This is a genomic window from Streptomyces sp. NPDC096152 (assembly GCF_044763235.1).
Lineage (GTDB): Bacteria > Actinomycetota > Actinomycetes > Streptomycetales > Streptomycetaceae > Streptomyces.
In genome coordinates this window covers 265,828-289,748 of sequence record NZ_JBIWFW010000008.1, presented here as the reverse complement: position 1 = coordinate 289,748, position 23,921 = coordinate 265,828, and the positions used below count along the sequence as shown (strand labels likewise).

23 protein-coding genes and 1 pseudogene are annotated in these 23,921 nt (G+C 73.0%); 5 read left to right on the top strand and 19 right to left on the bottom strand.

Features of this window, described 5'->3' with window-relative positions; translation table 11 throughout:
* Positions 1 to 11: 11 nt before the first annotated feature.
* The 5 genes from ACIQ9G_RS27175 to argC are packed head-to-tail and all read right to left on the bottom strand — an operon-like array spanning position 12 to position 4,896.
* The gene (locus tag ACIQ9G_RS27175) at positions 12 to 557 is read right to left on the bottom strand and encodes an arginine repressor (protein WP_403614405.1); all 546 of its coding nucleotides are present in this window, start codon (positions 555 to 557) and stop codon (positions 12 to 14) included.
* A gap of 19 nt (positions 558 to 576) precedes the next feature.
* Positions 577 to 1,761, bottom strand: a complete 1,185-nt coding sequence (locus tag ACIQ9G_RS27170; RefSeq protein WP_403614402.1) for an acetylornithine transaminase — start codon at positions 1,759 to 1,761, stop codon at positions 577 to 579.
* A complete protein-coding gene (gene argB / locus ACIQ9G_RS27165; protein ID WP_403614400.1) occupies positions 1,758 to 2,723 on the bottom strand; it encodes an acetylglutamate kinase in 966 nt (321 codons plus the stop codon). Before argB ends, ACIQ9G_RS27170 begins: the two co-directional genes overlap by 4 nt.
* Complete coding sequence (argJ, locus tag ACIQ9G_RS27160; protein WP_403614398.1) at positions 2,720 to 3,871, bottom strand: bifunctional glutamate N-acetyltransferase/amino-acid acetyltransferase ArgJ; 1,152 nt, start codon at positions 3,869 to 3,871, stop codon at positions 2,720 to 2,722. Before argJ ends, argB begins: the two co-directional genes overlap by 4 nt.
* Positions 3,868 to 4,896, bottom strand: a complete 1,029-nt coding sequence (gene argC / locus ACIQ9G_RS27155; RefSeq protein WP_403614396.1) for an N-acetyl-gamma-glutamyl-phosphate reductase — start codon at positions 4,894 to 4,896, stop codon at positions 3,868 to 3,870. Before argC ends, argJ begins: the two co-directional genes overlap by 4 nt.
* A 188-nt stretch (positions 4,897 to 5,084) precedes the next feature.
* Here argC and ACIQ9G_RS27150 point away from each other — a divergent pair, with 188 nt between their 5' ends.
* On the top strand, positions 5,085 to 5,546 hold the full coding sequence (locus ACIQ9G_RS27150; protein ID WP_403614394.1) for a DUF6314 family protein: 462 nt from the start codon (positions 5,085 to 5,087) through the stop codon (positions 5,544 to 5,546).
* Here ACIQ9G_RS27150 and ACIQ9G_RS27145 read toward each other — a convergent pair.
* From ACIQ9G_RS27145 to ACIQ9G_RS27135, 3 genes are read right to left on the bottom strand one after another with little or no spacing between them, the layout of a single operon-like run.
* Positions 5,528 to 6,121 (bottom strand): histidine phosphatase family protein, encoded by a 594-nt coding sequence (locus ACIQ9G_RS27145; RefSeq protein ID WP_403614392.1) that lies wholly within the window; start codon positions 6,119 to 6,121, stop codon positions 5,528 to 5,530. The two genes, ACIQ9G_RS27150 and ACIQ9G_RS27145, sit on opposite strands and share 19 nt — an antisense overlap.
* A gap of 52 nt (positions 6,122 to 6,173) precedes the next feature.
* Positions 6,174 to 6,632 carry a GNAT family N-acetyltransferase gene (locus tag ACIQ9G_RS27140; RefSeq protein ID WP_403614390.1) on the bottom strand — a complete coding sequence of 153 codons (459 nt, stop codon included), beginning with the start codon at positions 6,630 to 6,632 and terminating at the stop codon, positions 6,174 to 6,176.
* A 35-nt stretch (positions 6,633 to 6,667) separates the two neighbouring features.
* Positions 6,668 to 8,143 carry a PLP-dependent aminotransferase family protein gene (locus ACIQ9G_RS27135; protein WP_403614388.1) on the bottom strand — a complete coding sequence of 492 codons (1,476 nt, stop codon included), beginning with the start codon at positions 8,141 to 8,143 and terminating at the stop codon, positions 6,668 to 6,670.
* Here ACIQ9G_RS27135 and ACIQ9G_RS27130 point away from each other — a divergent pair.
* Together ACIQ9G_RS27130 and ACIQ9G_RS27125 are read left to right on the top strand one after the other, a co-directional pair.
* A complete protein-coding gene (locus ACIQ9G_RS27130; protein WP_403614385.1) occupies positions 8,142 to 9,146 on the top strand; it encodes a DMT family transporter in 1,005 nt (334 codons plus the stop codon). The genes ACIQ9G_RS27135 and ACIQ9G_RS27130 overlap by 2 nt on opposite strands.
* 156 nt (positions 9,147 to 9,302) lie before the next feature.
* Positions 9,303 to 9,500, top strand: coding sequence for a DUF1918 domain-containing protein (locus tag ACIQ9G_RS27125; protein WP_403614383.1), 198 nt, complete (start codon positions 9,303 to 9,305; stop codon positions 9,498 to 9,500).
* Here the strand turns inward: ACIQ9G_RS27125 and ACIQ9G_RS27120 are convergent.
* Positions 9,497 to 10,816: a glycoside hydrolase family 10 protein gene (locus ACIQ9G_RS27120; protein WP_403614381.1), complete on the bottom strand. Its 1,320-nt coding sequence runs from the start codon at positions 10,814 to 10,816 to the stop codon at positions 9,497 to 9,499. The two genes, ACIQ9G_RS27125 and ACIQ9G_RS27120, sit on opposite strands and share 4 nt — an antisense overlap.
* Positions 10,817 to 10,988: 172 nt before the next feature.
* On the opposite strand from ACIQ9G_RS27120, the gene ACIQ9G_RS27115 reads away from it, so the two are divergent.
* Together ACIQ9G_RS27115 and ACIQ9G_RS27110 are read left to right on the top strand one after the other, a co-directional pair.
* The gene (locus ACIQ9G_RS27115) at positions 10,989 to 11,861 is read left to right on the top strand and encodes a 3-hydroxybutyryl-CoA dehydrogenase (RefSeq protein ID WP_403614378.1); all 873 of its coding nucleotides are present in this window, start codon (positions 10,989 to 10,991) and stop codon (positions 11,859 to 11,861) included.
* Between the two features lie 197 nt (positions 11,862 to 12,058).
* The gene (locus ACIQ9G_RS27110; RefSeq protein WP_403614376.1) at positions 12,059 to 12,316 is read left to right on the top strand and encodes a hypothetical protein; all 258 of its coding nucleotides are present in this window, start codon (positions 12,059 to 12,061) and stop codon (positions 12,314 to 12,316) included.
* 29 nt (positions 12,317 to 12,345) lie between these two features.
* Here the strand turns inward: ACIQ9G_RS27110 and ACIQ9G_RS27105 are convergent, their stop codons facing one another.
* The 10 genes and pseudogenes from ACIQ9G_RS27105 to infC form a co-directional block, all read right to left on the bottom strand.
* Complete coding sequence (locus tag ACIQ9G_RS27105; protein ID WP_403614373.1) at positions 12,346 to 12,891, bottom strand: NUDIX hydrolase; 546 nt, start codon at positions 12,889 to 12,891, stop codon at positions 12,346 to 12,348.
* A gap of 166 nt (positions 12,892 to 13,057) precedes the next feature.
* Complete coding sequence (locus ACIQ9G_RS27100) at positions 13,058 to 14,398, bottom strand: transcriptional regulator (RefSeq protein WP_403614371.1); 1,341 nt, start codon at positions 14,396 to 14,398, stop codon at positions 13,058 to 13,060.
* Between the two features lie 302 nt (positions 14,399 to 14,700).
* On the bottom strand, positions 14,701 to 15,714 hold the full coding sequence (locus tag ACIQ9G_RS27095) for a PP2C family protein-serine/threonine phosphatase (protein WP_403614847.1): 1,014 nt from the start codon (positions 15,712 to 15,714) through the stop codon (positions 14,701 to 14,703).
* A gap of 465 nt (positions 15,715 to 16,179) precedes the next feature.
* Positions 16,180 to 18,693 carry a phenylalanine--tRNA ligase subunit beta gene (pheT, locus tag ACIQ9G_RS27090; RefSeq protein ID WP_403614369.1) on the bottom strand — a complete coding sequence of 838 codons (2,514 nt, stop codon included), beginning with the start codon at positions 18,691 to 18,693 and terminating at the stop codon, positions 16,180 to 16,182.
* A complete protein-coding gene (gene pheS, locus ACIQ9G_RS27085) occupies positions 18,693 to 19,838 on the bottom strand; it encodes a phenylalanine--tRNA ligase subunit alpha (RefSeq protein WP_403614367.1) in 1,146 nt (381 codons plus the stop codon). The genes pheT and pheS overlap by 1 nt, the downstream gene beginning before the upstream one ends.
* A gap of 169 nt (positions 19,839 to 20,007) precedes the next feature.
* A complete protein-coding gene (locus tag ACIQ9G_RS27080; RefSeq protein WP_403614364.1) occupies positions 20,008 to 21,153 on the bottom strand; it encodes an ATP-binding protein in 1,146 nt (381 codons plus the stop codon).
* Positions 21,154 to 21,250: 97 nt separating this feature from the next.
* Positions 21,251 to 22,112, bottom strand: a pseudogene (locus ACIQ9G_RS27075) (TrmH family RNA methyltransferase).
* A gap of 109 nt (positions 22,113 to 22,221) precedes the next feature.
* Positions 22,222 to 22,605 carry a 50S ribosomal protein L20 gene (gene rplT, locus ACIQ9G_RS27070; RefSeq protein ID WP_403614362.1) on the bottom strand — a complete coding sequence of 128 codons (384 nt, stop codon included), beginning with the start codon at positions 22,603 to 22,605 and terminating at the stop codon, positions 22,222 to 22,224.
* Positions 22,606 to 22,704: 99 nt separating this feature from the next.
* Positions 22,705 to 22,899 carry a 50S ribosomal protein L35 gene (gene rpmI / locus ACIQ9G_RS27065; RefSeq protein WP_004933563.1) on the bottom strand — a complete coding sequence of 65 codons (195 nt, stop codon included), beginning with the start codon at positions 22,897 to 22,899 and terminating at the stop codon, positions 22,705 to 22,707.
* 109 nt (positions 22,900 to 23,008) lie between these two features.
* Positions 23,009 to 23,707 (bottom strand): translation initiation factor IF-3, encoded by a 699-nt coding sequence (gene infC, locus ACIQ9G_RS27060; protein ID WP_403614360.1) that lies wholly within the window; start codon positions 23,705 to 23,707, stop codon positions 23,009 to 23,011.
* Positions 23,708 to 23,921 lie beyond the last annotated feature (214 nt).

The following is a 23,921-nucleotide window of genomic DNA, read 5'->3' as shown; positions in this document are numbered from 1 at the left end:
TCCGCGATGCCTCAGTTGCCGTTCTGGGCGAGCCTCAGCAGGTGGTCCGCGAGAGCCTGACCGCCGGTGGGGTCCCGGCTGATCAGCAGGAGCGTGTCGTCGCCGGCGATGGTGCCGAGGATGTCCTGCAGCTCGGCCTGGTCGATCGCCGAGGCCAGGAACTGGGCGGCCCCCGGCGGGGTGCGCAGGACCACGAGGTTGGCGGAGGCCTCCGCGGAGATCAGCAGCTCCTGCGACAGCCGCCGCATCCGCTCCTCCTTGGCCGACCCTCCGAGCGGGGCGCGCGGGGTGCGGAAACCGCCCTCGCTCGGCACCGCGTAGATGAGGTCGCCGTCGGTGTTGCGGATCTTCACCGCGTTCAGCTCGTCCAGGTCCCGGGAGAGCGTCGCCTGGGTGACACTCAGCCCGTCGTCGGCCAGCAGCTTCGCCAACTGGCTCTGCGAGCGCACCGGTTGCCGGTTGAGGATGTCCACGATCCGGCGGTGGCGTGCGGTGCGGGTCTGCGGCACGGCCGGTCCCGCCCCGTTCTGCCCGTGGTCCTCCTGCGCCTGAGTCATCGTCGTCCCATTCTCCGGATCATCCGTCCCCCTTGGCCACGTCCAGGATGCCGGGCAGCGCCCCGAGGAAGGCGTCCACCGCGTCGTCGTCGAGGTTCAGCGGCGGCATCAGCCGTACGACGTCGGGGGCGGGCGCGTTCACGAGGAAGCCGGCGTCCTGAGCCGCCTGCTGCGTCTGCGGCGCGAGCGGCTCGGTGAGCACGATACCCAGGAGCAGCCCCGCGCCCCGGACGTGGGCGATCAACGGGTGGCCGAGGGACTCGATCCCCTCCCGCAGCCGCTCGCTCTGCCGCTTGACGTTGTCCAGGAGCCCCTCGCCCGCGATGGTGTCGAGGACGGCGAGTCCGGCGGCGCAGGCGACCGGGTTGCCGCCGAAGGTGGTGCCGTGCTGTCCCGGCCGGAGCAGCTCGGCGGCGCGCCCGAAGGCGACGGTGGCGCCGAGCGGCAGCCCGCCGCCGAGGCCCTTGGCGAGGGTGACGACGTCCGGCAGGACGCCCTCGTGGGCCTGGTACTCGAACCAGTGGCCGGTCCGGCCGATGCCGGTCTGCACCTCGTCGAGGACCAGCAGCGAGCCGGTGGCCGCCGTGATCGCCCGGGCCGCCTTGAGATAGCCGGCCGGGGGCACCACCACCCCGCTCTCGCCCTGGACCGGCTCGATGACGACCAGGGCCGTCTCCTCGGTGACCGCGGCGGCCAGGGCCTGCGCGTCTCCGTAGGGCACGTGTGTGACGTCGCCGGGCAGCGGCCGGAACGGCTCCTGCTTGCCGGGCTGCCCGGTGAGCGCGAGGGCGCCCATGGTGCGGCCGTGGAAGCCGCCCTCGGTGGCGACCATGTGGGTGCGCCCGGTCAGCCGGCCGATCTTGAAGGCGCCCTCGTTGGCCTCGGCGCCGGAGTTGCAGAAGAAGACCCTGCCGTCCCGGCCGAAGAGCTGGAGGAGCCGTTCGGCGAGCGCGACCGGTGGTTCGGCGACGAACAGGTTGGAGACATGGCCGAGGGAGGCGATCTGCCGGCTCACGGCGTCGACGACGGCCGGGTGGGCGTGGCCGAGGGCGTTGACCGCGATGCCGCCGACGAAGTCGGTGTACTCCTTGCCGTCCGCGTCCCACAGCTTCGCGCCCTCGCCGCGCACCAGGGGCAGCCGCGGAGTGCCGTAGTTGTTCATGAGCGCGCCCTGCCAGCGCGCGGTCAGTTCCTCGTTGCTCATGACTCCCCCTGTTCGTGCCGGTCGGCCCGGTTGCCGCGGTCGCTCTGGCCGGCCGGCGTGTCGTCGGGCACGACCATGGTGCCGATGCCCTCGTCGGTGAAGATCTCCAGCAGGATCGAGTGCTGCACCCGGCCGTCGATGACGCGGGCGGTGGTGACGCCGTTGCGCACGGCGTGCAGGCAGCCCTCCATCTTCGGCACCATGCCCGAGGACAGCTCCGGCAGCAGTTTCTCCAGCTGGGAGGCGGTGAGGCGGCTGATCACCTCGTCGCTGTGCGGCCAGTCCTCGTAGAGGCCCTCGACGTCCGTGAGGACCATGAGGGTTTCGGCGCCCAGTGCCGCAGCGAGTGCCGCAGCAGCCGTATCAGCATTGACGTTGTAGACATGTCCGTCGTCCTGACTGCGGGCGATGGAGGAGACGACCGGGATGCGGCCGTCGGCGAGCAGGGCCTGGATCGCGCCCGTGTCGATCTCGGTGATCTCGCCCACCCGCCCGATGTCGACGAGCTCGCCGTCGATCTCGGGCGTGTGCCTGGTCGCGGTGATGGTGTGGGCGTCCTCGCCGGTCAGGCCGACCGCGAGCGGGCCGTGCTGGTTGAGCAGCCCGACCAGCTCCCGCTGCACCTGTCCGGCCAGCACCATGCGGACGACGTCCATGGCGTCCTCGGTGGTGACGCGCAGGCCGGCCTTGAACTCGCTGACGATGCCGTGCCGGTCGAGGGCGGCGCTGATCTGCGGGCCGCCGCCGTGCACGACGACCGGCTTGAGGCCGGCGTGCCGCAGGAAGACCACGTCCTGGGCGAAGGCGGCCTTCAGCTCCTCGTTCACCATGGCGTTCCCGCCGAACTTGATGACGACGGTCTTGCCGTGGTGCCCGGTCAGCCAGGGTAGCGCCTCGATGAGGATCTGGGCCTTGGGCAGCGCGGTGTGCTTGCGCGTGGTTCCCGTGCTCGCGTGGCTCATGAGGAGTAGGCGCTGTTCTCGTGGACGTAGTCGGCGGTCAGGTCGTTGGTCCAGATGGTGGCGGTCTCGGTGCCTGCGGCGAGGTCGGCGACGATGTGCACCTCGCGGTAGCGCATGTCGACGTGTTCGCGGTCCTCGCCGACACCGCCGTTCTTGCAGACCCAGACGCCGTTGATGGCGACATTGAGCTGGTCGGGCTCGAACGCCGCGCCGGTGGTGCCGATCGCCGACAGCACGCGGCCCCAGTTGGGGTCCTCGCCGTGGATCGCGCACTTGAGGAGGTTGTTGCGGGCGATCGAGCGGCCCACCTCCACGGCGTCCTCCTCGGTGGCCGCGTTGACCACCTCGACCCTGATGTCCTTGCTGGCGCCCTCGGCGTCCCGCACGAGCTGCTGTCCGAGGTCGTCGCACACGGCCCGCACGGCCTCCGCGAACTCCTCGTGGGCGGGGGTGACCTCGGCGGCGCCGGAGGCCAGGAGCAGCACGGTGTCGTTGGTGGACATGCAGCCGTCGGAGTCGACGCGGTCGAAGGTGACCCGGGTGGCGGCGCGCAGGGCGCGGTCCAGCGTCCCGGCGTCGACGTCGGCGTCCGTGGTGAGGACGACGAGCATGGTGGCCAGGCCCGGCGCGAGCATCCCGGCGCCCTTGGCCATGCCGCCGACGGTCCAGCCGTCCTTGGTCACCACGGACGTCTTGTGGACGGTGTCGGTGGTCTTGATGGCGATGGCGGCCTTCTCGCCGCCGTGCTCGGACAGCTGGGCGGCGGCCGTCTCGACCCCCGGGAGCAGCTTGTCCATGGGGAGCGTGACGCCGATCAGCCCGGTGGAGCAGACGGCCACCTCGACGGCGCCGACGCCGAGGACGTCGGCGGTCTTCTCGGCGGTGGCGTGCGTGTCCTGGAAGCCCTTGGGGCCGGTGCAGGCGTTGGCGCCGCCCGAGTTGAGGATCACGGCCGACAGCCGGCCGTTCTTCAGCACCTGCTGCGACCACAGCACCGGCGCCGCCTTGACGCGGTTGGAGGTGAAGACGCCCGCGGCGGCGCGGCGGGGACCGGTGTTGACCACGAGGGCCAGGTCCGGATTGCCGTTCTCCTTGATTCCGGCGGCGATGCCTGCCGCCGTGAATCCCTTGGCTGCCGTGACGCTCACGGTGCGACTCCGATCGTGGAAAGTCCGGTGGACTCGTCGAGCCCGAGGGCGATGTTCATGCTCTGCACGGCACCGCCCGCCGTGCCCTTGGTCAGGTTGTCGATGGCGCTGATCGCGATGATCCGGTGCGCGGCCTCGTCGTACGCGACCTGGATCTGCGCGGCGTTGGAGCCGTGGACGGACGCCGTGGCGGGCCACTGCCCCTCGGGGAGCAGGTGCACGAACGGCTCGTCGGCGAGGGCCTTGTGGTAGGCGGCGCGGACCGAGTCCGCGGTCACGCCGGGCCGCGCCTTCACGTTGCAGGTGGCGAGGATGCCGCGGGGCATCGGGGCGAGGGTCGGCGTGAAGGAGACGGAGACCGGCTCCCCGGCCGCCGCGCTGAGGTTCTGGATCATCTCCGGGGTGTGCCGGTGGACCCCGCCGACGCCGTACGGCGACATCGACCCCATGACCTCGCTGCCCAGCAGGTGCGGCTTGGGCGCCTTGCCCGCGCCGGAGGTACCGGAGGCGGCGACGACCACGGCCTCGTTCTCGGCGAGGTGGGCGGCGTACACCGGGAAGAGCGCCAGGGACACGGCGGTCGGGTAGCAACCGGGCACCGCGATGCGCTTGGACCCCTCCAGCGCAGCGCGGCCACCCGGCAGTTCGGGGAGGCCGTAGGGCCAGGTCCCGGCGTGCGGGGAGCCGTAGAACCGCTCCCAGTCGGCCGGGTCCCGCAGCCGGAAGTCGGCGCCCATGTCGATGACGAGGACGTCGGGCCCGAGCCGCTCCGCGACGGCGGCGGACTGGCCGTGCGGCAGGGCGAGGAAGACGACGTCGTGCCCGGCGAGGGTCTCGGCGGTGGTCTCCTGGAGCACGCGGTCGGCGAGGGGGAGCAGATGCGGTTGCAGCGCACCGAGCCGCTGCCCGGCGTTGGAGCCACCCGTCAGCGCGCCGATCTCGGCCTCCGGGTGCGCCAGCAGCAGGCGAAGCGCCTCTCCGCCCGCGTACCCACTCGCTCCGGCGACCGCCACACGTACAGCCATGAACCCTCCTTCGACGGCATGACTATACGTTTGCTTGCACGTTTATGCAATCCTCTGCCGACCGGGCCGGGCCGCCGCGCGGCGGCCCGGCTGTGCCGGCCCGTGCCCCGGACGGCAGGATGGGGAGGAGGCAGGGGCAGGTCGGGGGGTGTGCGGGAAGCGGGCGACGGAGAGTGGGAGCGGCGCGGGTGAGCAGCGGGGCCGACGGCGGCGGGTTCTGGCCGGTGGGCGATGTGCTGGCCCATCTGGCCGGCGGCTGGCGGGTCGAGCGGACGGTACGGGATCTGGCGGGCGGCGCCGAGGGGCGGTTCACCGGGACGACCGTCTTCGAGCCGCTCGACGGCGGCGGTCTGCTGCACCGGGAGTCCGGGGTCTTCGTCTGGCAGGGCGTCGCCCGGCCCGCCGAGCGGACCCTGCGCTTCCTCCCCGCCGACCCGCCAGGGACGGCTCAGGTGCGGTTCGCGGACGGGCGGCCCTTCCACGACCTCGACCTGCGGTCCGGGCACCATGTCGCCCACCATCCGTGCGCGGCGGACCGCTACCGGGGCGAGTTCACCGTCCTCGACGCCGCCCACTGGCGGACGGTGTGGCGCGTGGGCGGCCCCGCCAAGGACCTGGTCCTCACGACGGACTACGCCCGCAGGGGCTGAGCGGTCACTCCGTCCAGGTGCAGGTTCCAGCGGCCCGCCCAGCCGATGACGGTGCTCGTCGACAGCGGGTGGACGTCGATGTTCCAGTACGTCGCGGGCGGCGCCTTCAGGGCGTAGACCAGGGCGGCCCGGATCACCGACGGCTCCGCCACCGCCACGATCCGGCAGCCGTCCTCGACGGGACGGGTGTCCAGCCAGCCGCCGACCCGGGAGATGAAGCCGAGCAGCGACTCGCCGCCGTGCGGGGTGGCGCGGGGGTCGGCGAGCCAGGCGTCCACGGCGGCCGGCTCGCGGGCCATCGCCTCACCGAGGGTCAGTCCGCGCCAGCGGCCCATGTCGCAGTCACGCAGGGCGAGCTGCGCGAGCGGGGAGTAGCCCAGGGCGTCCCCGGTGGCCCGGCTGCGCAGGGACGGCGAGCAGTAGCGCAGTTCGGCGGCCGCCAGGGGCAGCAGGCCGGGGGCCACGCGGAGCACCTCGTCCCAGCCCGCCTGGTCCAGTGGCCGGTCGTCCTCGAAGCGTTCCGCGAGCAGCGGGGTGCTGCGCGACGTGGCGACGAACGTGACCCGAAGTGCCATGCGGCGATCGTGGGCCGACCCGGTGCACAGGTCAAGGGGTGTCACCGCGGAGTTACCCAGGCTGTACCGAGTCCTGCTCCAGGACGAGCGCCATCCACTGGCCGGGCCGCTCCAGCGCCCGGAAGCCGAGCCTCTCGTACACCCCGTGCGCGTCGTGGGTGGCCAGCAGGATCCGGCGCAGCCCGCAGGGCCGCAGGTGCCCGCACACGGCGGCGACGAGCGCGGTGCCGATGCCCTTGCCGCGGGCGGCCGGATCGACGTAGACGTCGCACAGCCAGGCGAAGGTGGCCCGGTCGGTCACCACCCGCGCGTACGCGACCTGGTCACCGGACAGCGAGTCGAACACCCCGAACTCGAGCGAGCCGGCGACCGCCCGCTCGTGCTTCTCGCGCGACCGTCCCAGCGCCCAGTACGCGTCGCTGGAGAGCCAGTGGTGGACGCGGTCCACGTCGATGCGGCCGGGGTCGGTGGAGATCTCGTAGCCGTCGGCGAGGCGGGGCGTGTCCGTCATGGCGCGAGGCTGCCAGGGCGGGCCGGTCCTGTCGATCAGTTTTCGTGCTCCCGCGGCACCGTCCGCGTCCGGGCCGCCTCGTCCCAGGCCGCGCGCAGCCGCCGTACGCCCTCCGTGATCTCGGCCGTCCCGCCGACCGCGGCGAAGCTCAGCCGGATGTGGGCGGCGGGGGGCTCCGCGCTGAAGTAGGGGCGGCCGGGGGCGAGCGCCACGCCCGCACGCAGGGCCGCGGCGGTCAGCGCGGACTCGTCCGTGCCGTCGGGCAGGCGCAGCCACAGGTGGTAGCCGCCGGACGGGATGTGCGGGAGGGCGAGGTCGGGGAGGTGCAGGCGCAGCGCGCCGGTCATCGCCTCCCGGCGTGCCCGCAGCTCCGCCGAGACCGCTCGCAGATGGCGCGGCCAGGCCGGCGAGCCGACGAGTTCGAGGGCCGCCTCCTGAAGCGGGCGCGGGACGAAGAAGCTGTCGACGACCTGGATGGCGCGCAGCCGCTCCAGCACCGGGCCGCGGGCGGCCAGCGCGCTGACCCGGAAGCTCGGCGAGGTCGCCTTGGTCAGCGAGCCGACGTGGACGACGACCCCGTCGGCGTCGTCGGCGGCCAGCGGGGGCGGCAGCGGCCCGGCGTCCTCGTGCACGAGGCGGCGCACGAAGTCGTCCTCGACGACGAAGGCGCCGGCCGCGCGGGCGATGCGCAGCACCTCCGCGCGCCGCCCGGGGGCGAGCACGGCGCCGGTCGGGTTCTGGAACAGCGGCTGGCAGACGAAGACGCGGGCGCCGCTCGCCCGGAACGCGTCGGCGAGCAGTTCCGGTCGCACCCCGTCGGCGTCCACCGGCACGGGCACCGGCCGCAGGCCGGAGGCGCGGGCGATGGCGAGCATGCCGGGGTAGGTGGGCGACTCGACCAGTACCGGAGCGCCGGGCGGGGCGAGCGCCCGCAGCGCGGTGGTCAGCGCGGACTGGCCGCCCGCGGCGATCAGGACCTCGGCGGCGGTGACGCAGCCGCCGGGCCCGCCGATGCCCCGCGCGAACCATTCGCGCAGCTCCGCCAGCCCCTCCAGCGGCGGCCGTCCCCAGGCGCCGGGGCGGCGGCCCGCGCGGGCGAGCGCCGCGGCCATGGCCCGCTCGGGTTGCAGCGAGGGGTGCAGATAGCCGCCGTTGAACTCGACGACCCCCGGTGGCGGGGCGGCCAGCGAGACGGTGACCCCGGAGGCGTCCACCGTGCGCGGCACGAGATCGGCGCCGCCGTCCGCGCTCAGTGCGACCTCCTGCCAGGAGGTGTCCCCGGCGGGAGCGGCCGCCGCCCTCGGCCGGGCGCGGAAGGCCCCGGCGCCGGGCCGGGTGACCACCAGGCCTTCGGCGGCGAGTTGCGCCAGAGCCCGCGACACGGTCACCGGGCTGACCCGGAACCGCTCGACGAGGGTCCGGCTCGACGGGAGCTTCTCACCAGGCGAGTAGCGGTGAAGTTCCCGCTTCAGCAGTTCCGCCAGTTCACCGCCGCTGCTACGCTCTTGCATGAGAGCAGAGAGTAGCGCTACCGCGTCGAATCGGGTAGCGGTCGGCGCCCCGGAGCAGCACACCGAGTCCGAGTGCACCGGGCCGGAGCGCACCCGGCCGGAGCGTGGCGGACCGCGGAGCGGGCGCCCGCGGGCCGCCATGGCGGCCCGGCGCGCCGGGACCCTCCAGGCCGCCCTCGGTGTCGTCGCCTTCTCCCTCACCTTCCCGGCCACCGCCTGGGGGCTGGAGGGGTTCGGCCCCTGGTCGCTGGTCGCCGTGCGCAGCGTCCTCGCCGCGGTCGTCGCCGGCGGCTGCCTGCTGGCACTGCGTGTCCCGCCGCCCGCGCCGCGCCACTGGCCCGCACTCGCGGTCGTGGCCGCCGGGGTGGTGCTCGGCTTCCCGCTGCTGACCACGCTCGCGCTGAGGACCTCCACCACCGCGCACGCCGCCGTGGTCGTCGGCCTGCTGCCCCTGACCACCGCGCTGTTCTCCGCGCTGCGCGTCGGCACCCGGCCCTCGCGCACCTTCTGGGCAGCGGCGCTGGCGGGCGCGGCGGCGGTGGGCGTCTTCACGGCGCGGCAGAGCGGCGGCGCCCTGACCACCGCGGACGGCTATCTGTTCGGCGCGCTGCTGGTGTGCGCCGCGGGCTACACCGAGGGCGGCCGGCTGGCCCGGATCATGCCCGGCTGGCAGGTCATCGGCTGGGCCCTGGTGCTCTGCCTGCCGGTCACCGTGCCGCTCACCGCGCTCGCGCTGTCGTACGAACCGGTGCGGCTGAACGCGCACGGTGTCGCCGGGCTGCTGTGGGTGGCGGTGGGCTCGCAGTTCCTCGGCCTGGTCGTCTGGTACCGGGGCATGGCGGCCGTCGGCATCCCCAGGGCCAGTCAGTTGCAGTTGGCCCAGCCCCTGCTCACACTGGTGTGGTCGGTGCTGCTGCTCGGCGAGCACCTCACGGCGGCCGCTGTGCTGACCGCCGCCGCCGTACTCGTCTGCATCGCGGTGACCCAGCGGGCGCGCGGCTGACGTCCGCGCCCAGGTCCACGCACTGCCCAGGTCCACGCACCAAGTCCCCACACAGGTTCGCGCACAGCCTGACCGATACCGATACCGCCGCGCGCCCGCGCCGTAGACTCGAAGCCACGGGCCGCTGCTTCCGCAGATGGTGAGGAGGCGCTGCAGATGCACGCATCCGTCGGCGACCAGCTTGTCCAGCACGGCAGGGTGGTCGGCCAGCACGACCAGATCTCCGAAGTCCTCGAGGTGATGGGCGCGGAGGGCAACCCGCCGTACCGCGTCCGCCTGGAGAACGGGCACGAGGCCGTCATGTGGCCCGGCCCCGACTGCCAGGTGCTCCACCGGCAGAAGGAACAGTACTAACGCGGTGGTCGCGCCGGCTGCTCGTAGTGGTCGGCGACGACCCGCGTCATGGCTCCGGCCGGGTCCGCCGCGACCTCGCGGGCGGCGAAGAAGACATGACCGCGCACCTCGGCGTGCCCGCGGGCGAGGGTGAGGTGCCGGGACAGCTCGGCCGGGTCCTGCCAGGCCGCGCCCTGCGCCGGGTCGCCCGCCTTGTACAGCGCCTCCCCGACGTACAGCTTGGTGCGGCTGCCGCGGGCGACCCCGGCCCACCAGGTCACCAGTTCGGCGTAGTCGGCGGCGGGCAGGCCGATGTTCCAGTAGAGCTGGGGGACGACATAGTCGATCCAGCCTTCGCGGACCCAGGTGCGGGTGTCCGCGAAGAGGTCGTCGTACGTCTGCACGCCCGCCCGCGTGTCCGAGCCGCGCGGGTCCGTCGCGGCGTTGCGCCACACCCCGAAGGGGCTGATCCCGAACCGGGTGCCGGGCCGGATCGCGGTGATGCCGGCGGCGGTCTCGCGCACCAGCCGGTCGATGTTGTCCCGCCGCCAGGCGGCCCGGTCCGCGAAACCGCCGCCGTGGCGGTCGAAGGCCGCGTCGTCGTCGAAGACCTGGCCGGCCACCGGGTAGGGGTAGAAGTAGTCGTCGAAGTGGACGCCGTCGACGGGGTACTTCCGCACCGCGTCGAGCATCGCCTCCCGGACGAAGTCGCGAACCTCGGGCAGGCCGGGGTTGTAGTGCAGCTTCCCTCCGTACGGCACCACCCAGTCGGGGTGCCGGCGGGCCGGGTGGGAGGCGACGAGCCGGCCGGGGTCGGCGTGCAGGGCGATGCGGTAGGGGTTGAACCAGGCGTGCAGCTCCAGGCCGCGGGCGTGCGCCTCCTCGACCGCGGTGCCGAGCGGGTCCCAGCCGGGGTCCCGGCCCTGGGTGCCGGTGAGGAACTGCGACCACGGCTCGTACGGCGAGGGCCACAGCGCGTCGGCGGTCGGCCGGACCTGGAACATCACGGTGTTGAGGCGGCGGCGCACCGCCTCGTCGAGGAGGGCGGTCAGCTCGGCGCGCTGCTCGCTCGCGCTCAGTCCGGTGCGCGAGGGCCAGTCGCGGTTGGCGACGGTGGCCAGCCACATGCCGCGCATCTCGGTGCCCGTGGCGCCGTCGGTGCCGGTGGGGCGGTCTGCTCCCGTGGCGCGCGACGGCCCGGCGGCCGGCGGGTCCGCGGGCGGGCGCGGTGGCTCGACGCGCGGGCGCGGCCGGTCCGACGCCCCCGCCGGACCTGCCGTCGCCGCCAGGACGGTCAGCGCGGCCGCGGTGAACGCCCGCCGTGTGACTCGGCCCATCCGGGCACCCCCATGACGCCGTGGATCCGCCTCGTCACGGATCGTGTACCGGGCAAGGATGCCCCACCCGGGCGATCGATCATCGGCGCCGCGGGGGTAACGTGCACGAACGGAGCAGGCACCACACGGAGGGGCCGCCTGCCACAGCCGTAGGATCTGCGAAAGGGACGATGTGACCGGCATTTCGGGAGACATTGCGCGCGTCGGAGTGGTGGGCTGCGGCCAGATGGGTGCGGGCATCGCCGAGGTGTGCGCCCGTGCCGGGCTGGACGTCAAGGTCGCCGAGACCACCGGCGAGGCCCTGGAGATCGGCCGCACCCGGCTGTTCAACTCGCTGGGCAAGGCGGCCGAGCGCGGCAAGATCAGCGAGGCGGAGCGGGAGTCGACGCTGGCGCGGCTGAGCTTCACCACCGACCTCGGCGAGTTCGCGGACCGCGACCTGGTGATCGAGGCCGTCGTGGAGAACGAGCAGGTCAAGACGGAGATCTTCCAGGTCCTGGACCAGGTGGTGACCCGGCCGGACGCCATCCTCGCCTCCAACACCTCCTCCATCCCGCTGGTGAAGCTGGCCGTCGCCACCTCGCGGCCCGACCAGGTCATCGGCATCCACTTCTTCAACCCGGCCCCGGTGCAGAAGCTGGTCGAGCTGATCCCGGCGCTGACCACCTCCGAGGGCACGCTGAGCCGGGCGCAGCTGTTCACCGAGAAGGTGCTCGGCAAGCAGGCGATCCGCGCCCAGGACCGCTCCGGCTTCGTGGTCAACGCGCTGCTGATCCCCTACCTGCTCTCCGCGATCCGGATGTTCGAGTCGGGCATCGCCAGCCGTGAGGACATCGACAACGGCATGGAGCTGGGCTGCGCCCACCCGATGGGCCCGCTGAAGCTGTCCGACCTGATCGGGCTGGACACGGTCGCCTCGGTGGCGCAGAGCATGTACGACGAGTACAAGGAGCCGCTGTACGCCGCTCCCCCGCTGCTGCAGCGGATGGTGGACGCGGGCCGGCTGGGCCGGAAGACCGGCTCGGGCTTCTACACCTACCCCTGACCACCACGCTCCGTACCCGCCGTGGGCGGACACGGGCCCGGCACCCCGCGAGGGTGCCGGGCCCGCGGCATTCGCACACCGTGTGCGCGCCGGACCCGCATATGCCCCTCGCACACTCTCCCCACCCGCCCACCAGGCGAGTTGACTCAACATGCGCATGCAAGGGATGTGAGACGACTACGGAAAGGAGCGGACTCGTGACCGCCGATCCCGAGCATCCCGTCCCCCACGGAGAACTCGCAGAGTTACGACGCCGCCTCGACGTGGCCTACGCCCGCGTCGAGGGCGGGCTGGCTCTCCTCAGCCACCGCACCGAGGAGGCCGCCAAGGAACTCGACGATCTGCACACCCGGATCATCTCGCTGGAGCACGCCCGCTGGCCGCTCCCCGCCGTGGCGGCCCTCACGGCCGTCGGGGCGCTGGTCGTGGCCGTGTGGCAGGCGGTGGGGCACTGAGCCGGCCGGGCCGGGACGCGGTGGGCGGATCAGTGCGGGGCGTCCTGCCCGAGCCTGAGGTGATGCAGCAGCAGTAACGCGGCCGCCATGTTGGCTGCCGGGACCTCCCCGCGGGCGACCAGGTCGGGAACGAGTTTGAGGGGGACCCATTCCCGCCGGTCGGACTCGAAGTCGTCCACGGGGTGCCCGACGTACTCGCCCTCGTCCGACCAGTAGATGTGGTGCCGGGCGTCGGTGAGGCCGTTGGACGGCTCCACGCTCATCAGGTGGTGCAGAGGCCCCGGCCGCCAGCCGGTCTCCTCCTCCAGCTCCCGGGCGGCCGCGCTCGCGATGTCCTCGCCGTCCTCGACGACGCCCGCCGCCAGCTCCCAGCCCCAGCTGTCGGTGATGAAGCGGTGGCGCCACAGGAGGAGGACCTCGTTGGCCTCGTTGAGGACCGTGGCCACGGCGACGGGCCGCATCCGTATCAGGAAGTGGTCGAGGTGCCGGCCGTCCGGCAGCTCGACGTCCGCGAGATTGACACTGAACCAGCGGTTTTCATAGACGGTTTGTTCGTTCTGTTTCGTCCACTGCACGGTTCTGCCACCTTCCGACGAGTAAGTGGCAATATCGCAGCCGGAGCGGTCCGGCAGCAGGCGCGCAGGGAGCCGCTCGCGACGCAGCGGTGGGCGCAGGGGGCCGTGCCGAGGGCGCGCCCGGTCCACGTACGGACCGGGTACCTGGGGGGACGTCAGCCGTTCGTCACAGCGGTACGCGCAGTGCGCCGTCGATGAGTTCGGCCGCCTCGGCGGTGCCGGCGCAGCCGCTGCGCACCAGGTGGTCGCGCACCGCGCGGAGTCTGTCCCGCAGCCGCTGGGACTCCATGCCGCGGGCCTGTTCCGCCATCCGCACCGCGGTGGCCACCGCCTTCTCGGCGTTGCCGCGGCGCAGCTCGATCGTGCTGAGCATGGCCAGCCGGTGCACCCGGCCGCGGTCGTGGGCGGGGTTGTCCACCGCGGCCGCGGCGTGCTCCTCCGCCGCGGCCAGTTCGCCGAGGCTGAGCAGCGCCTCGGCCACCTGGACGTTGACCAGGCCGGGCTGGACATAGCCGGTCTCGTCGGGTTCGTAGCCGCGCCGGATCCGCCCGGCGGCCTCCTCGGCCCGCCGGATGCAGGACAGGGCGCTCGTGCCGTCGCCGAGGTGGGCGTAGGCCTTGGCCTGCATCGCGTACAGGTCGGAGGCGAGAGCGGGTGTGATGTGCCGGCCGGCGGCACGCAGCGCGGCCTCGGCGAAGGCCACGGCCTGGCGGTACTCCTTCATGAACAGCGCCTGGTTGACCAGCAGCGCTATGACGTACGCCCCCAGTCCCCGGTCGCCGCTGGCCTTGGCGAGCCTGAGTGCCTGGTGGAAGTAGCGCTGGGCGAGGCCGTGCGCGTCGGAGTCGTAGGCGCAGATGCCCGCGATCGCCACCAACCCACCGGTGGCACGGTGGAGTTGGCGGCCGGTGGCGTCGGTGTAGCTGCCGCGCAGCAGCGGCGCCGCCTCCGCGTTGAGGAAGCCGACGATGCGGCTGCGGGTCGCGACACCGCCCGCCTTGCGGTACATCTGCTCGTAGTGGGTGCGGGCGGCGCGCAGCATGTCGATGTCGGCCGGGGTGACCCGGTGCCGGCCGCCGCGGGAGACGTCCACGTCCTCCGGCGGGTTCTCCCACTCCCACACGGGCATGACGGCGGGCGTGCCGGTGACGGCGGGCGCGCCGAGGATGTGCGGGCGCTGCTGCTCGTCGCAGCGCCACAGGGCCGTGGCCCGTTCGACGAAGCCGGAGAGCGAGGTGCCGTGCGGGGCGGACGGCTCGCCGGGCACGCCGAGCCCGATGTCGTCGAGGGTGACGGGCCGGTGCAGCCGGGCGGCGAGCACCTCGCAGATCAGGTCGGGCACCTGGCCGCGGGGCCGCTGGCCCTTCAACCACCGTGCCACGGCGGTGTGCTCGTAACGGAGGGCGAGACCCCGTGCCCGGCCCGCCTGGTTGACGTGCGCGGCGAGTCCCGCGTGCGAGATCCCGGCCTCGTCCAGGATCGCGTCGAGCAGTGTGTTGGGCTGCATGGATGCCCCCCGGGTGGCTCGGTGCGGACAGCGTAGTGCGTTCGGCTTCACACGGGGTGTGAACGGAGTGCGCGAACCCGCGCTGTGCGCGCGCTGTCGCGGAGAGTTCCTGGCCGGTTGACTGAGATGCCTCGCAAGAGGCCGGCACGGGCCGCCGGCTCCCCCTCGTACAGTGCGGCGGCCCGCTTGCGCGCCGTCCGCTCAGCTGCCTGCCCGACACTCCGTGGCGGGGCGGACGGCGCGGCCGTCGCCGGCCGGCGGGGCGCGCGGTCAGGAGGCCGGGGCTGTCCGTGGGTTGTCCGCTACGGGTTCGTGGGCGCCGGTCGCGCCCCGCGGCACAGCCGCACCTCGGTGGCCTCCCGCGCCCCCGAGGGGCCGGCGCGGGTCGGCAGGGGCCGGTCGTTGTGGAGCACCAGGACCGCCACGTCGTCGGCCGGGCGTTCTCCGGTGTGGTGCAGGAGCCGGGTGAAGACGGTGCGGAGCACGGTGCGCGGCGAGAGGGGCCGGTCCCGCGCCGACTCGGCCAGGACCGCGGGCAGGGGGAAGAAGCGGCCCCGGTGGTCCCGTGCGTCCTCGACGCCGTCCGTGTAGAGGACCAGGGTCTGTCCCGGACGCAGACGGCCCGCGGAGGGGGCGGACAGGTCCGCCGGCAGGGGGAACACGCCGAGCGGGGGCAGGGGTTCGGCCCCGGACAGCGGGTCCACGCCGGGGCCGCTCAGCACATAGGGCCAGGGATGGCCGCAGTTGAGGGCGCGCATCTCGCCGTCGGCGTCGATCTCCAGCAGCAGGACGGTGACGAACTCCTCGGCCACCGGGTGCTCCGGTTCCACACCGGCCGGGGCGGCTCCGGCCCGTGCCCGCTCGCGCAGGTGCCTGGCCAGCGCCCGCTCCAGCCGTCGCAGCACACCGGCGAGTTCGGCCTCGTCGTACCCGGCCTCGCGGAAGCTGCCGAGGACGGCGGCCACGGTGCCGATCGCCGCGAGACCGTGCCCCCGGACGTCCCCCATGACCACGCGGACGCCGTGCTCGGTGGCGATCACCTCGTACAGGTCGCCGCCGATGGCGGCCCCGCGGTCCGCGGACAGCTGGGCGGCCGCGACGCTCAGCCAGTCGACGCGGGGCGGCAGCGGCCGCAGCAGCACGCTCTGGGCGGCGCCCGCGACCGCGTGGACCCGGCGCAGTTCGCGCAGCAGGACCCGCCGGACGTGCAGGACGAGCCCGGTGCCCACGGCGAGGAAGACGGCGCTGGTGACGAGACGGGCGCCGAACCCGCTCTGCTGGGAGAGCGGGCAGGCCAGCCGGTACGTGGCCGCCATGGCGCCCCAGGCCGCGGGCGCCCCCAGGGCGAGGGTCCGGCTCGGCGGCCGGTGGCCGGACGGGCCGCGAAGCGCGCGGCCGGGGCGGCGGATGCCCGACCGCACCCATGCCGGAAGCCCTCTCCGGGCGGGTGTCCGGGAGTCCGTACGGGACCACGCGCCGCGCGCGGTCCCAGCCTTGATGCGGATCATGCCCATGGCCCCCCATACAGGCCCTGACAGCGCAGACCGGCCCCGAGAGGCCGGTCCGATTCTGTCGAGCGCGCACCCGGTATGGGCCGGATCGAGGGGAGTTGCCACCCGAACGAGTGAGGGATCTTCGGGCAGACCGCATTTATGCAGCCCAGAGCCTGTGCGACGCGCCTCTCGACGTGGTCTCACCAGGGTCTCGACAGGGCGCGGGGGACCGCGGGTCGTCCCCGCGATCCCCCGCGCCCGCCGCCTCGGCCCGGCGGCACCGCAGCGTCAGCTCCGCAGCACGGCCCCGGTGCGATCGGCGGCCAGCGCGACCGCCGCGTCCCGGGCCGCGGACGCCTCGTCGACCGTCAGCGTCCGGTCCGCCGCGCGGAAGCGCAGCGCGTACGCCAGCGACTTCCTGCCCTCGCCGAGCTGCTCGTCGTTCTCGTAGACGTCGAACAGCCGGATGGACTCCAGCAGTTCACCGGCGCCCTCGCGCAGCGCGGCCTCGACCTCGGCGTGCGGGACCGGCCTGTCGACGACCAGGGCGACGTCCTGTGTGGCCACCGGGAAGGTGGAGATCCTCGGCGCCTGCGGGGTGTCGTCGCCGACCTGCTCCAGGACGTCGAGGTTCAGCTCCATCGCGCTGGTGCGCTCGGGCAGGCCGAGCGCCTTCACCACGCGTGGGTGCAGCTCGCCCGCGTGGCCCACGACCCGCTCCGTGCCGTCCACGGCGACCACCAGCTCGGCGGTACGGCCCGGGTGCCACGGGCCGTACTGGCCCTTGCGGACGACCAGCTCGGCGCCCGCCTCGCCGGCGACGGCGCGCGCCGCCTCGACGGCGTCGGCCCAGTCGGCCGGGCGGCCCCTGCCCCACCAGCCGGCCTGCTCGCGGGCCCCCGTGAGGACCACGGCCACATGGCGCGGCTGCTCGGGCAGCGCGGCGTCCAGCTCGGCGATCTCCTCGTCGGTGGGGCGCCGGTCGACGGGCAGGTGCACGCCGGTGCGCTGCTCCTCGCGCGGCTGGAAGACCAGGCCGGTCTCGAACAGGGCCAGATCGTGCGAGCCGCGGCCGTCGTTGCGGCGCAGCGCGCCCAGCAGGCCGGGCAGCAGCGTCGTGCGGAGCGCGGGCTCCTCGTCGTTGAGCGGGTTGGTCAGCCTGACGACGCGGCGGGCCGGGTCGTCGGCCGCCAGGCCGAGCTGGTCGAAGACCTGTTCGGCGACGAACGGGTAGTTCAGCGCCTCGACGTAGCCCGCGCCGGCCAGGACCCGGCCGATCCGGCGGTGCAGCCGCTGCCGGTGGGTCAGGCCTCGCCCGGAGGGGAGCTTGGGCAGCGTGGAGGGCAGGTTCTCGTAGCCCTCCAGGCGGATGACCTCTTCGGCCAGGTCGTTCGGGTCGGTCAGGTCGGGCCGCCAGGACGGGACGGTGACGACCAGCTCGTCCTGTCCGTAGACGTCGCAGCCGATCTCCTGGAGCCGCCGGACGACGGTCTCACGGCCGTACACGACGCCCGCGACCTTGTCCGGGTGGTCGGCCGGGACGGTGATCGTGCCCGGCGCGGAGGCCGCGACGACCTCGGTGACGCCGGCCTCGGCGGTGCCGCCCGCGAGGAGCACGAGCAGGTCGACGGTGCGCTGGGCCGCGGCGGAGGCGGCCTGCGGGTCGACGCCCCGCTCGAAGCGCCGGGACGCCTCCGAGGACAGCTTGTGACGGCGGGCCGTCCGCGCGATCGACACGGCGTCGAAGTGCGCCGCCTCGATGACCACGTCGGTCGTGGCGTTCTCGACGTCGTCGTGGTCGGCGATCTCGGTGTCGGCGCCGCCCATGACACCCGCGAGACCGATCGGGCCGCGCTCGTCGGTGATGACCAGGTCCTCGGCGTGCAGCGTGCGCTCGACGCCGTCGAGGGTGGCGAGCTTCTCGCCCTCCGCGGCCCGGCGTACGCCGATCGTGCCCTGGACCAGCTTGCGGTCGTAGGCGTGCAGGGGCTGGCCCAGCTCCATCATCACGTAGTTCGTGACGTCGACGGCGAGCGAGATCGGACGCATGCCGACCTTCTGCAGCCGGCGCTGGAGCCAGATCGGGGAGCGCGCCTCGGGGCTCAGGCCGGTGACGGTCCGGGCGGTGAAGCGGTCGCAGCCGAAGGGTTCGGAGACCTGGACCGGGTAGCCGAAGGCGTTCGGGGCGGGTACGTCGATCAGGGCCGGGTCGCGCAGCGACAGGCCGTAGGCGATGGCGGTCTCACGGGCGACGCCGCGGATGGACAGGCAGTCGCCGCGGTTGGCGGTGACGGCGATGTCCAGCACCTCGTCGACCAGTTCCAGCAGCTCGATCGCGTCCTTGCCGACCTCGGTCTCCGGCGGCAGCACGATGATGCCGTGGGTGCCGTCGTCGCCCATGCCCAGCTCGTCGCTGGAGCAGATCATGCCGTGGGAGGTCTTGCCGTAGGTCTCGCGCGCGGAGATCGCGAAGCCGCCGGGCAGCACCGCGCCCGGCAGGACCACGACGACCTTGTCGCCGACGGCGAAGTTGCGGGCGCCGCAGACGATCTCCTGCGGTTCACCCGTTCCGTTGGCCTGCCCGACGTCGACGGTGCAGAAGCGGATCGGCTTCTTGAAGCCCTCCAGCTCCTCGATGGTCAGCACCTGGCCGACGACCAGCGGCCCCTTGAGGTCGGCGCCGAGCTGCTCGACGGTCTCGACCTCCAGACCGGCCGAAATGAGCTTGGCCTGGACGTCGCGCCCGGACTCGGTCGCCGGCAGGTCGACGTACTCCCGCAGCCAAGAAAGCGGGACCCGCATCAGATCTCCATCCCGAACGGCCGGGTGAACCGGACGTCACCCTCGACCATGTCTCGCATGTCTTCGACGTTGTGGCGGAACATCAGCATCCGCTCGATGCCGAACCCGAAGGCGAAGCCGCTGTACTTCTCCGGGTCGACGCCGCAGGCGGTGAGCACCCGCGGGTTGACCATGCCGCAGCCGCCGAGCTCGATCCAGCCCTCGGACGAGCAGGTGCGGCAGGGGCGGTCGGGGTTGCCGACGGACTCGCCCTTGCACACGTAGCAGAGCATGTCCATCTCGGCGCTCGGCTCGGTGAAGGGGAAGAAGTTCGGCCGCAGCCGGGTCTTCATGCCCTCACCGAACAGCGACTGGACCATGTGGTCCAGGGTGCCCTTCAGGTCGGCCATGGTCAGGCCCTCGTCGACGGCGAGCAGCTCGACCTGGTGGAAGACGGGCGTGTGGGTGGCGTCCAGCTCGTCGGTGCGGTAGACGCGGCCGGGACAGATCACGTAGACCGGCAGCTCGCGGTCGAGCAGGGAGCGGATCTGCACGGGCGAGGTGTGGGTGCGCAGCACGACGCCGGACTCGGTGCCGCCGTCACCCGCGGCGGAGCCGCCGCCGGACGGGGTCTGCACGAAGAACGTGTCGGCCTCGCCACGGGCCGGGTGGTCCGGGCCGATGTTGAGGGCGTCGAAGTTGAACCACTCGGCCTCGACCTCCGGGCCCTCGGCGACCTCGTAGCCCATGGCCACGAAGATGTCCTCGATGCGCTCGGAGAGCGTGGTGAGCGGGTGCCGGGCGCCGGAGGGGACTCGGTCGTACGGCAGCGTGACGTCGACGTCCTCCTCGACCAGCACCCGGGCGTCGCGCTCCGCCTCCAGCTCGGTCTGGCGGGCGGCGAGGCCCTTGTTCACCGCGCCGCGGGCCTGGCCCACACGCTTGCCGGCGTCGGCCTTGGCGTGCGGGGGCAGGGCGCCGATCTCGCGGTTGGCGAGAGCCAGCGGGGAGGCGGGGCCGGTGTGGGCGACCTTGGCCTCGTGGAGCGCGTCGAGGGAGTCCGCGGCGGCGAAGGCGGCGAGCGCCTCGTCCCGCATGCGCTCGATCTCTTCCGGTTTCAACGCCTCGACCTCGACAGGGTCGTACGACTTATTCGGTGCCGACATCTCTTCCCGTGCTTCCGATTGGCTGGCTGGAGGTCCCGTCAGCGACTCGTGGACGGACCGTCTTCGATGGCGAGACGGGCCGTCACTGTTTTTGGGACGCAAAGGTGCCAAAGGCCGAGTCTAACGGGGCCGGGTCAAGGTGATGCGCCCGTGGGGCCTCGGCCGGTGCTCAGAGCAGGTGTGCCGGGGTGCCCACGGGCAGGGTAAATCGGAACTGCGCGCCGCCGCCGGGGGCGCGTCCGACCGTGATGGTGCCGCCGTGCACCTCGACGATGCCCTTGACGATGTAGAGCCCGAGGCCGGTGCCGCCGCGCTTGCTGCCCCGCCAGAAGCGGGTGAAGACGCGGTTCATGGACTCCTCCGGGATGCCGGGGCCCTCGTCGCTCACCGTGACCGACGTGGCGGTGTTCTCGTCCTCTTCCCCGTCGCGCGGGGACACCGAGGCCGTGACGTCTATGGTGACGGTTCCCTCGCCGTGCCGCACGGCATTTTCGATCAGGTTGCTGAGCACCTGGTCGATCTTGTCGGGGTCGGCCCACAGGGTGGGCAGCGGCTGCTCGATGCGCAGCAGGAAGCGGTCGGCGGGCTGTCCGGCGGCGACGTACGCCTGGATGTGCCGGCCGACCGCGGCGCCTATGTCGATCAGCTGGCGGCGCACCTCCAGCCGGCCTGAGTCGATGCGGGAGATGTCGAGCAGCTCGGCGATCAGCCGGGTGACGCGGTCGGCGTCGGCGTCGACGGTCTCCAGCATGAGCCGCTTCTGGTCGTCGGTGAACCTCTCCCACTTGGCGAGCAGGGTGGCGGTGAAGCCCTTGACGGAGGTCAGCGGGGACCGCAGCTCGTGCGCCACGGTGGCGATCAGCTCGGCGTGGCTGCGCTCGGTGCGGCGGCGGGCCTCGGTGTCGCGAAGCGAGACGACGACGCGGCGGACGGGGCCGGTGGGGTGGGTGCGGACGTACTTCGCCGAGACCAGGACCTCCCGGCCGCCGTGCAGCAGGAGGTTGCGCTCGGGCTGTCCGACCCGGATGGCCAGGCCGCCGTAGGGGTCGGTCAGCTGCCACCAGCGCCGGCCCTCCAGGTCCTCTAACGGCAGCGCCTTCTCCAGCCGCCGGCCGAGGGCCTCCTCGGCGGGCACGGCGGTGATGCGGGCGGCGGCGGCGTTGAAGCAGATGACGCGTCCCCGCTCGTCGGCGATCACCAGGCCGTCGGGCAGGTCGTCGGGGTCGATGCCGAGACCGGCGGGGTCACCGTGCCGGGTCGTGGACGCGGGGCGCGCGTCCCGTGTGCCCGGTGCGCTGCTCGTGCCGACGCTCATCCCCGTACCCCACCTCTCAGCCTGCGCCGGGAGTGCCCCCGCCCCGTGTCCGAGCGAAGCGAGAGCCTGGGGGGACGCCCCCGGGCTGGTCACCCTACTAGCTCTCGGTGACGGAGCGGCACCCTCCGTCAGGCACGCTGTGCACGCGCCGACGCGTAGAGACATACGGCCGCGGCGGTGGCGAGGTTCAGGCTCTCGGCCTTTCCGTGGATCGGGACGCGGACCACGGCGTCGGCGAGGGCGCGGGTCTCCTCCGGCAGGCCCCAGGCCTCGTTGCCGAAGACCCAGGCGGTGGGGCCGCCCATGGTGCCCCGGTCGAGCTCGTCGTCGAGGTCGTGCGGGCCGGCGCCGTCGGCGGCGAGGACGCGGACCCCGGCGGTCTTCAGGCCCGCCACCGCCTGCTCGACGGGGACGCCCACGGCCACGGGCAGGTGGAACAGCGAGCCGACGGAGGCGCGGACGGCCTTGGGGTTGTACAGGTCGACGGAGGCGTCGGTGAGGACGACGGCGTCGGCGCCGGCGGCGTCGGCGCAGCGCAGGACGGTGCCGGCGTTCCCCGGGTCGCGGACGTGCGCGAGGACGGCGACGAGGCGGGGGCGGGCGCCGAGGATCTCCTCGAACGGGGTGTCGAGGAAGCGGCAGACGCCGACCAGGCCCTGCGGGGTGACGGTGGTGGAGATGTCGGCGATGACCTGTTCGGCGGCGAGGTGCACCCGGGCGCCGGCGGCGCGGGCCTCGCCGACGATGTCGGCGTACCGCTCGGCGGCCTCCACGGTGGTGAACAGCTCGACGAGCGTCGGGGTGCCGTCGGCGCGGTGCGCGGCCGCCTCCCGCACGGCCTGCGGGCCCTCCGCGAGGAACAGCCGCTCCTTGCCCCGGAAGTTCCGCTTGGCGAGCCGCCGGGCGGCACCGACACGGGGCGAGCGGGGTGAGATCAGCTCGGGGCTGGCGGGGGGCATGGGTTCACCTTCGCGGCTGCTTCGGACAGCTGTTTCGGACACAAGGGGACCCGCAGACCTGTCCGGCCTGCGGGTCCCTACGTCACGTCGGCGGGTGGCCGGCGGGGCGTCACGCAGCCTTGGGCGCGTTGACGTCGCTCGGCAGCGCCTTCTGGGCGACCTCGACCAGCGCGGCGAACGCACCGGCGTCGTTGACGGCCAGCTCGGCCAGGATCTTGCGGTCGACCTCGACGTTCGCGGTCTTAAGACCCTGGATGAAGCGGTTGTAGGTCATGCCGTTGGCGCGGGCAGCGGCGTTGATGCGCTGGATCCACAGCTGACGGAAGTCGCCCTTGCGCTTCTTCCGGTCGTTGTAGTTGTAGACCAGCGAGTGGGTGACCTGCTCCTTGGCCTTGCGGTACAGGCGCGAACGCTGACCGCGGTAGCCGGAGGCCTGCTCGAGGATCGCCCGGCGCTTCTTGTGGGCGTTGACTGCCCGCTTGACGCGTGCCACTTGATTAACTCCTTGTAGCGGGGCCGTGGGTGTCGTCACACGGCCCGGAAACGATTGGGTCCCGGTCCAGACGTACGGCGCTCAGGCGGCGCCGTGACGTCACTTGCCGAGAAGCTTCTTGATCTTCGCGGCGTCGCCCGGGGCCATCTCGGCGTTGCCGGTGAGGCGACGCGTCACGCGGGACGACTTGTGCTCGAGCAGGTGGCGCTTGCCGGCGCGCTCACGGAGCACCTTGCCGGAGCCGGTGACCTTGAAGCGCTTGCTGGCACCGCTGTGCGACTTGTTCTTCGGCATAGCGCCGTTCTCTCCTCGTCGGTGGCGCTCCGGTGCCCGGTCGTGAAACCGGGCACGATGGAGCGTCGCTCTTGTTATCGGTTACGTCCTGGGACGGGTGTCCCGGGGATCACGCCTCGGCGGAAGCCTCGGCCGGAGCCTCTTCGGACTGGGCGTCGGCGGCGTTCTGCGAACGACCGGGGTTCGCCTTCGCATCGGCCTTGCGGGCCTCCTGCGCCTGGCGGGCCTCGGCCATCGCCTCGGTCTTCTTCTTGTGCGGACCGAGGACCATGATCATGTTTCGGCCGTCCTGCTTCGGGTTCGACTCCACGAAGCCGAGGTCCTGGACGTCCTCCGCGAGCCGCTGCAGCAGCCGGTAGCCCAGCTCGGGCCGGGACTGCTCGCGACCACGGAACATGATCGTGATCTTGACCTTGTCGCCCTGCTTGAGGAACCGGACGACGTGACCCTTCTTGGTGTCATAGTCGTGCGGGTCGATCTTCGGCCGGAGCTTCATCTCCTTGATGACCGTGTGCGCCTGGTTCTTGCGCGCCTCACGGGCCTTCATGGCCGACTCGTACTTGAACTTCCCGTAGTCCATGAGCTTGCACACGGGCGGACGGGCGTTCGCCGCGACCTCGACCAGGTCCAGGTCGTACTCCTGCGCAAGCTCCAGGGCCTTGGCAAGCGGCACGATGCCGACCTGCTCGCCACTGGGACCGACAAGTCGCACCTCGGGAACGCGAATCCGGTCGTTGATGCGGGGCTCGGCGCTGATGGATCCTCCTCGGTAGCACCACGCGACGGCCTGGCGGACTGCCGCGTACATCTGTGTTCGATAGACCTAACCGCGCCGAAGCAGTAAAAATGCCCCGGACGATCACAGGCGGGGCTCCCATTGCTACCGGAGCACCGCCGCGATGGCCGCGGGGCGCGATTCGGACGGCTCCATCGTCCGTACGGAACGATGGTGGCCGTCTGACCGGGTGACCCGCCGTCCCGGAGGGCGGTCGGGTGGGAGATCGGAGCCTCCACTTGTGGGC

Bases quoted from the DNA above. Each gene is read 5' to 3' on its own strand.
- ACIQ9G_RS27175 (WP_403614405.1), bottom strand. From the start codon at position 557: ATGACTCAGGCGCAGGAGGACCACGGGCAGAACGGGGCGGGACCGGCC.
- ACIQ9G_RS27170 (WP_403614402.1), bottom strand. From the start codon at position 1,761: ATGAGCAACGAGGAACTGACCGCGCGCTGGCAGGGCGCGCTCATGAAC.
- argB (WP_403614400.1), bottom strand. From the start codon at position 2,723: ATGAGCCACGCGAGCACGGGAACCACGCGCAAGCACACCGCGCTGCCC.
- argC (WP_403614396.1), bottom strand. From the start codon at position 4,896: ATGGCTGTACGTGTGGCGGTCGCCGGAGCGAGTGGGTACGCGGGCGGA.
- ACIQ9G_RS27145 (WP_403614392.1), bottom strand. From the start codon at position 6,121: ATGGCACTTCGGGTCACGTTCGTCGCCACGTCGCGCAGCACCCCGCTG.
- ACIQ9G_RS27140 (WP_403614390.1), bottom strand. From the start codon at position 6,632: ATGACGGACACGCCCCGCCTCGCCGACGGCTACGAGATCTCCACCGAC.
- ACIQ9G_RS27130 (WP_403614385.1), top strand. From the start codon at position 8,142: ATGAGAGCAGAGAGTAGCGCTACCGCGTCGAATCGGGTAGCGGTCGGC.
- ACIQ9G_RS27135 (WP_403614388.1), bottom strand. From the start codon at position 8,143: ATGCAAGAGCGTAGCAGCGGCGGTGAACTGGCGGAACTGCTGAAGCGG.
- ACIQ9G_RS27125 (WP_403614383.1), top strand. From the start codon at position 9,303: ATGCACGCATCCGTCGGCGACCAGCTTGTCCAGCACGGCAGGGTGGTC.
- ACIQ9G_RS27120 (WP_403614381.1), bottom strand. From the start codon at position 10,816: ATGGGCCGAGTCACACGGCGGGCGTTCACCGCGGCCGCGCTGACCGTC.
- ACIQ9G_RS27100 (WP_403614371.1), bottom strand. From the start codon at position 14,398: ATGCAGCCCAACACACTGCTCGACGCGATCCTGGACGAGGCCGGGATC.
- ACIQ9G_RS27095 (WP_403614847.1), bottom strand. From the start codon at position 15,714: ATGGCGGCCACGTACCGGCTGGCCTGCCCGCTCTCCCAGCAGAGCGGG.
- pheT (WP_403614369.1), bottom strand. From the start codon at position 18,693: ATGCGGGTCCCGCTTTCTTGGCTGCGGGAGTACGTCGACCTGCCGGCG.
- pheS (WP_403614367.1), bottom strand. From the start codon at position 19,838: ATGTCGGCACCGAATAAGTCGTACGACCCTGTCGAGGTCGAGGCGTTG.
- ACIQ9G_RS27080 (WP_403614364.1), bottom strand. From the start codon at position 21,153: ATGAGCGTCGGCACGAGCAGCGCACCGGGCACACGGGACGCGCGCCCC.
- rpmI (WP_004933563.1), bottom strand. From the start codon at position 22,899: ATGCCGAAGAACAAGTCGCACAGCGGTGCCAGCAAGCGCTTCAAGGTC.
- infC (WP_403614360.1), bottom strand. From the start codon at position 23,707: ATGTACGCGGCAGTCCGCCAGGCCGTCGCGTGGTGCTACCGAGGAGGA.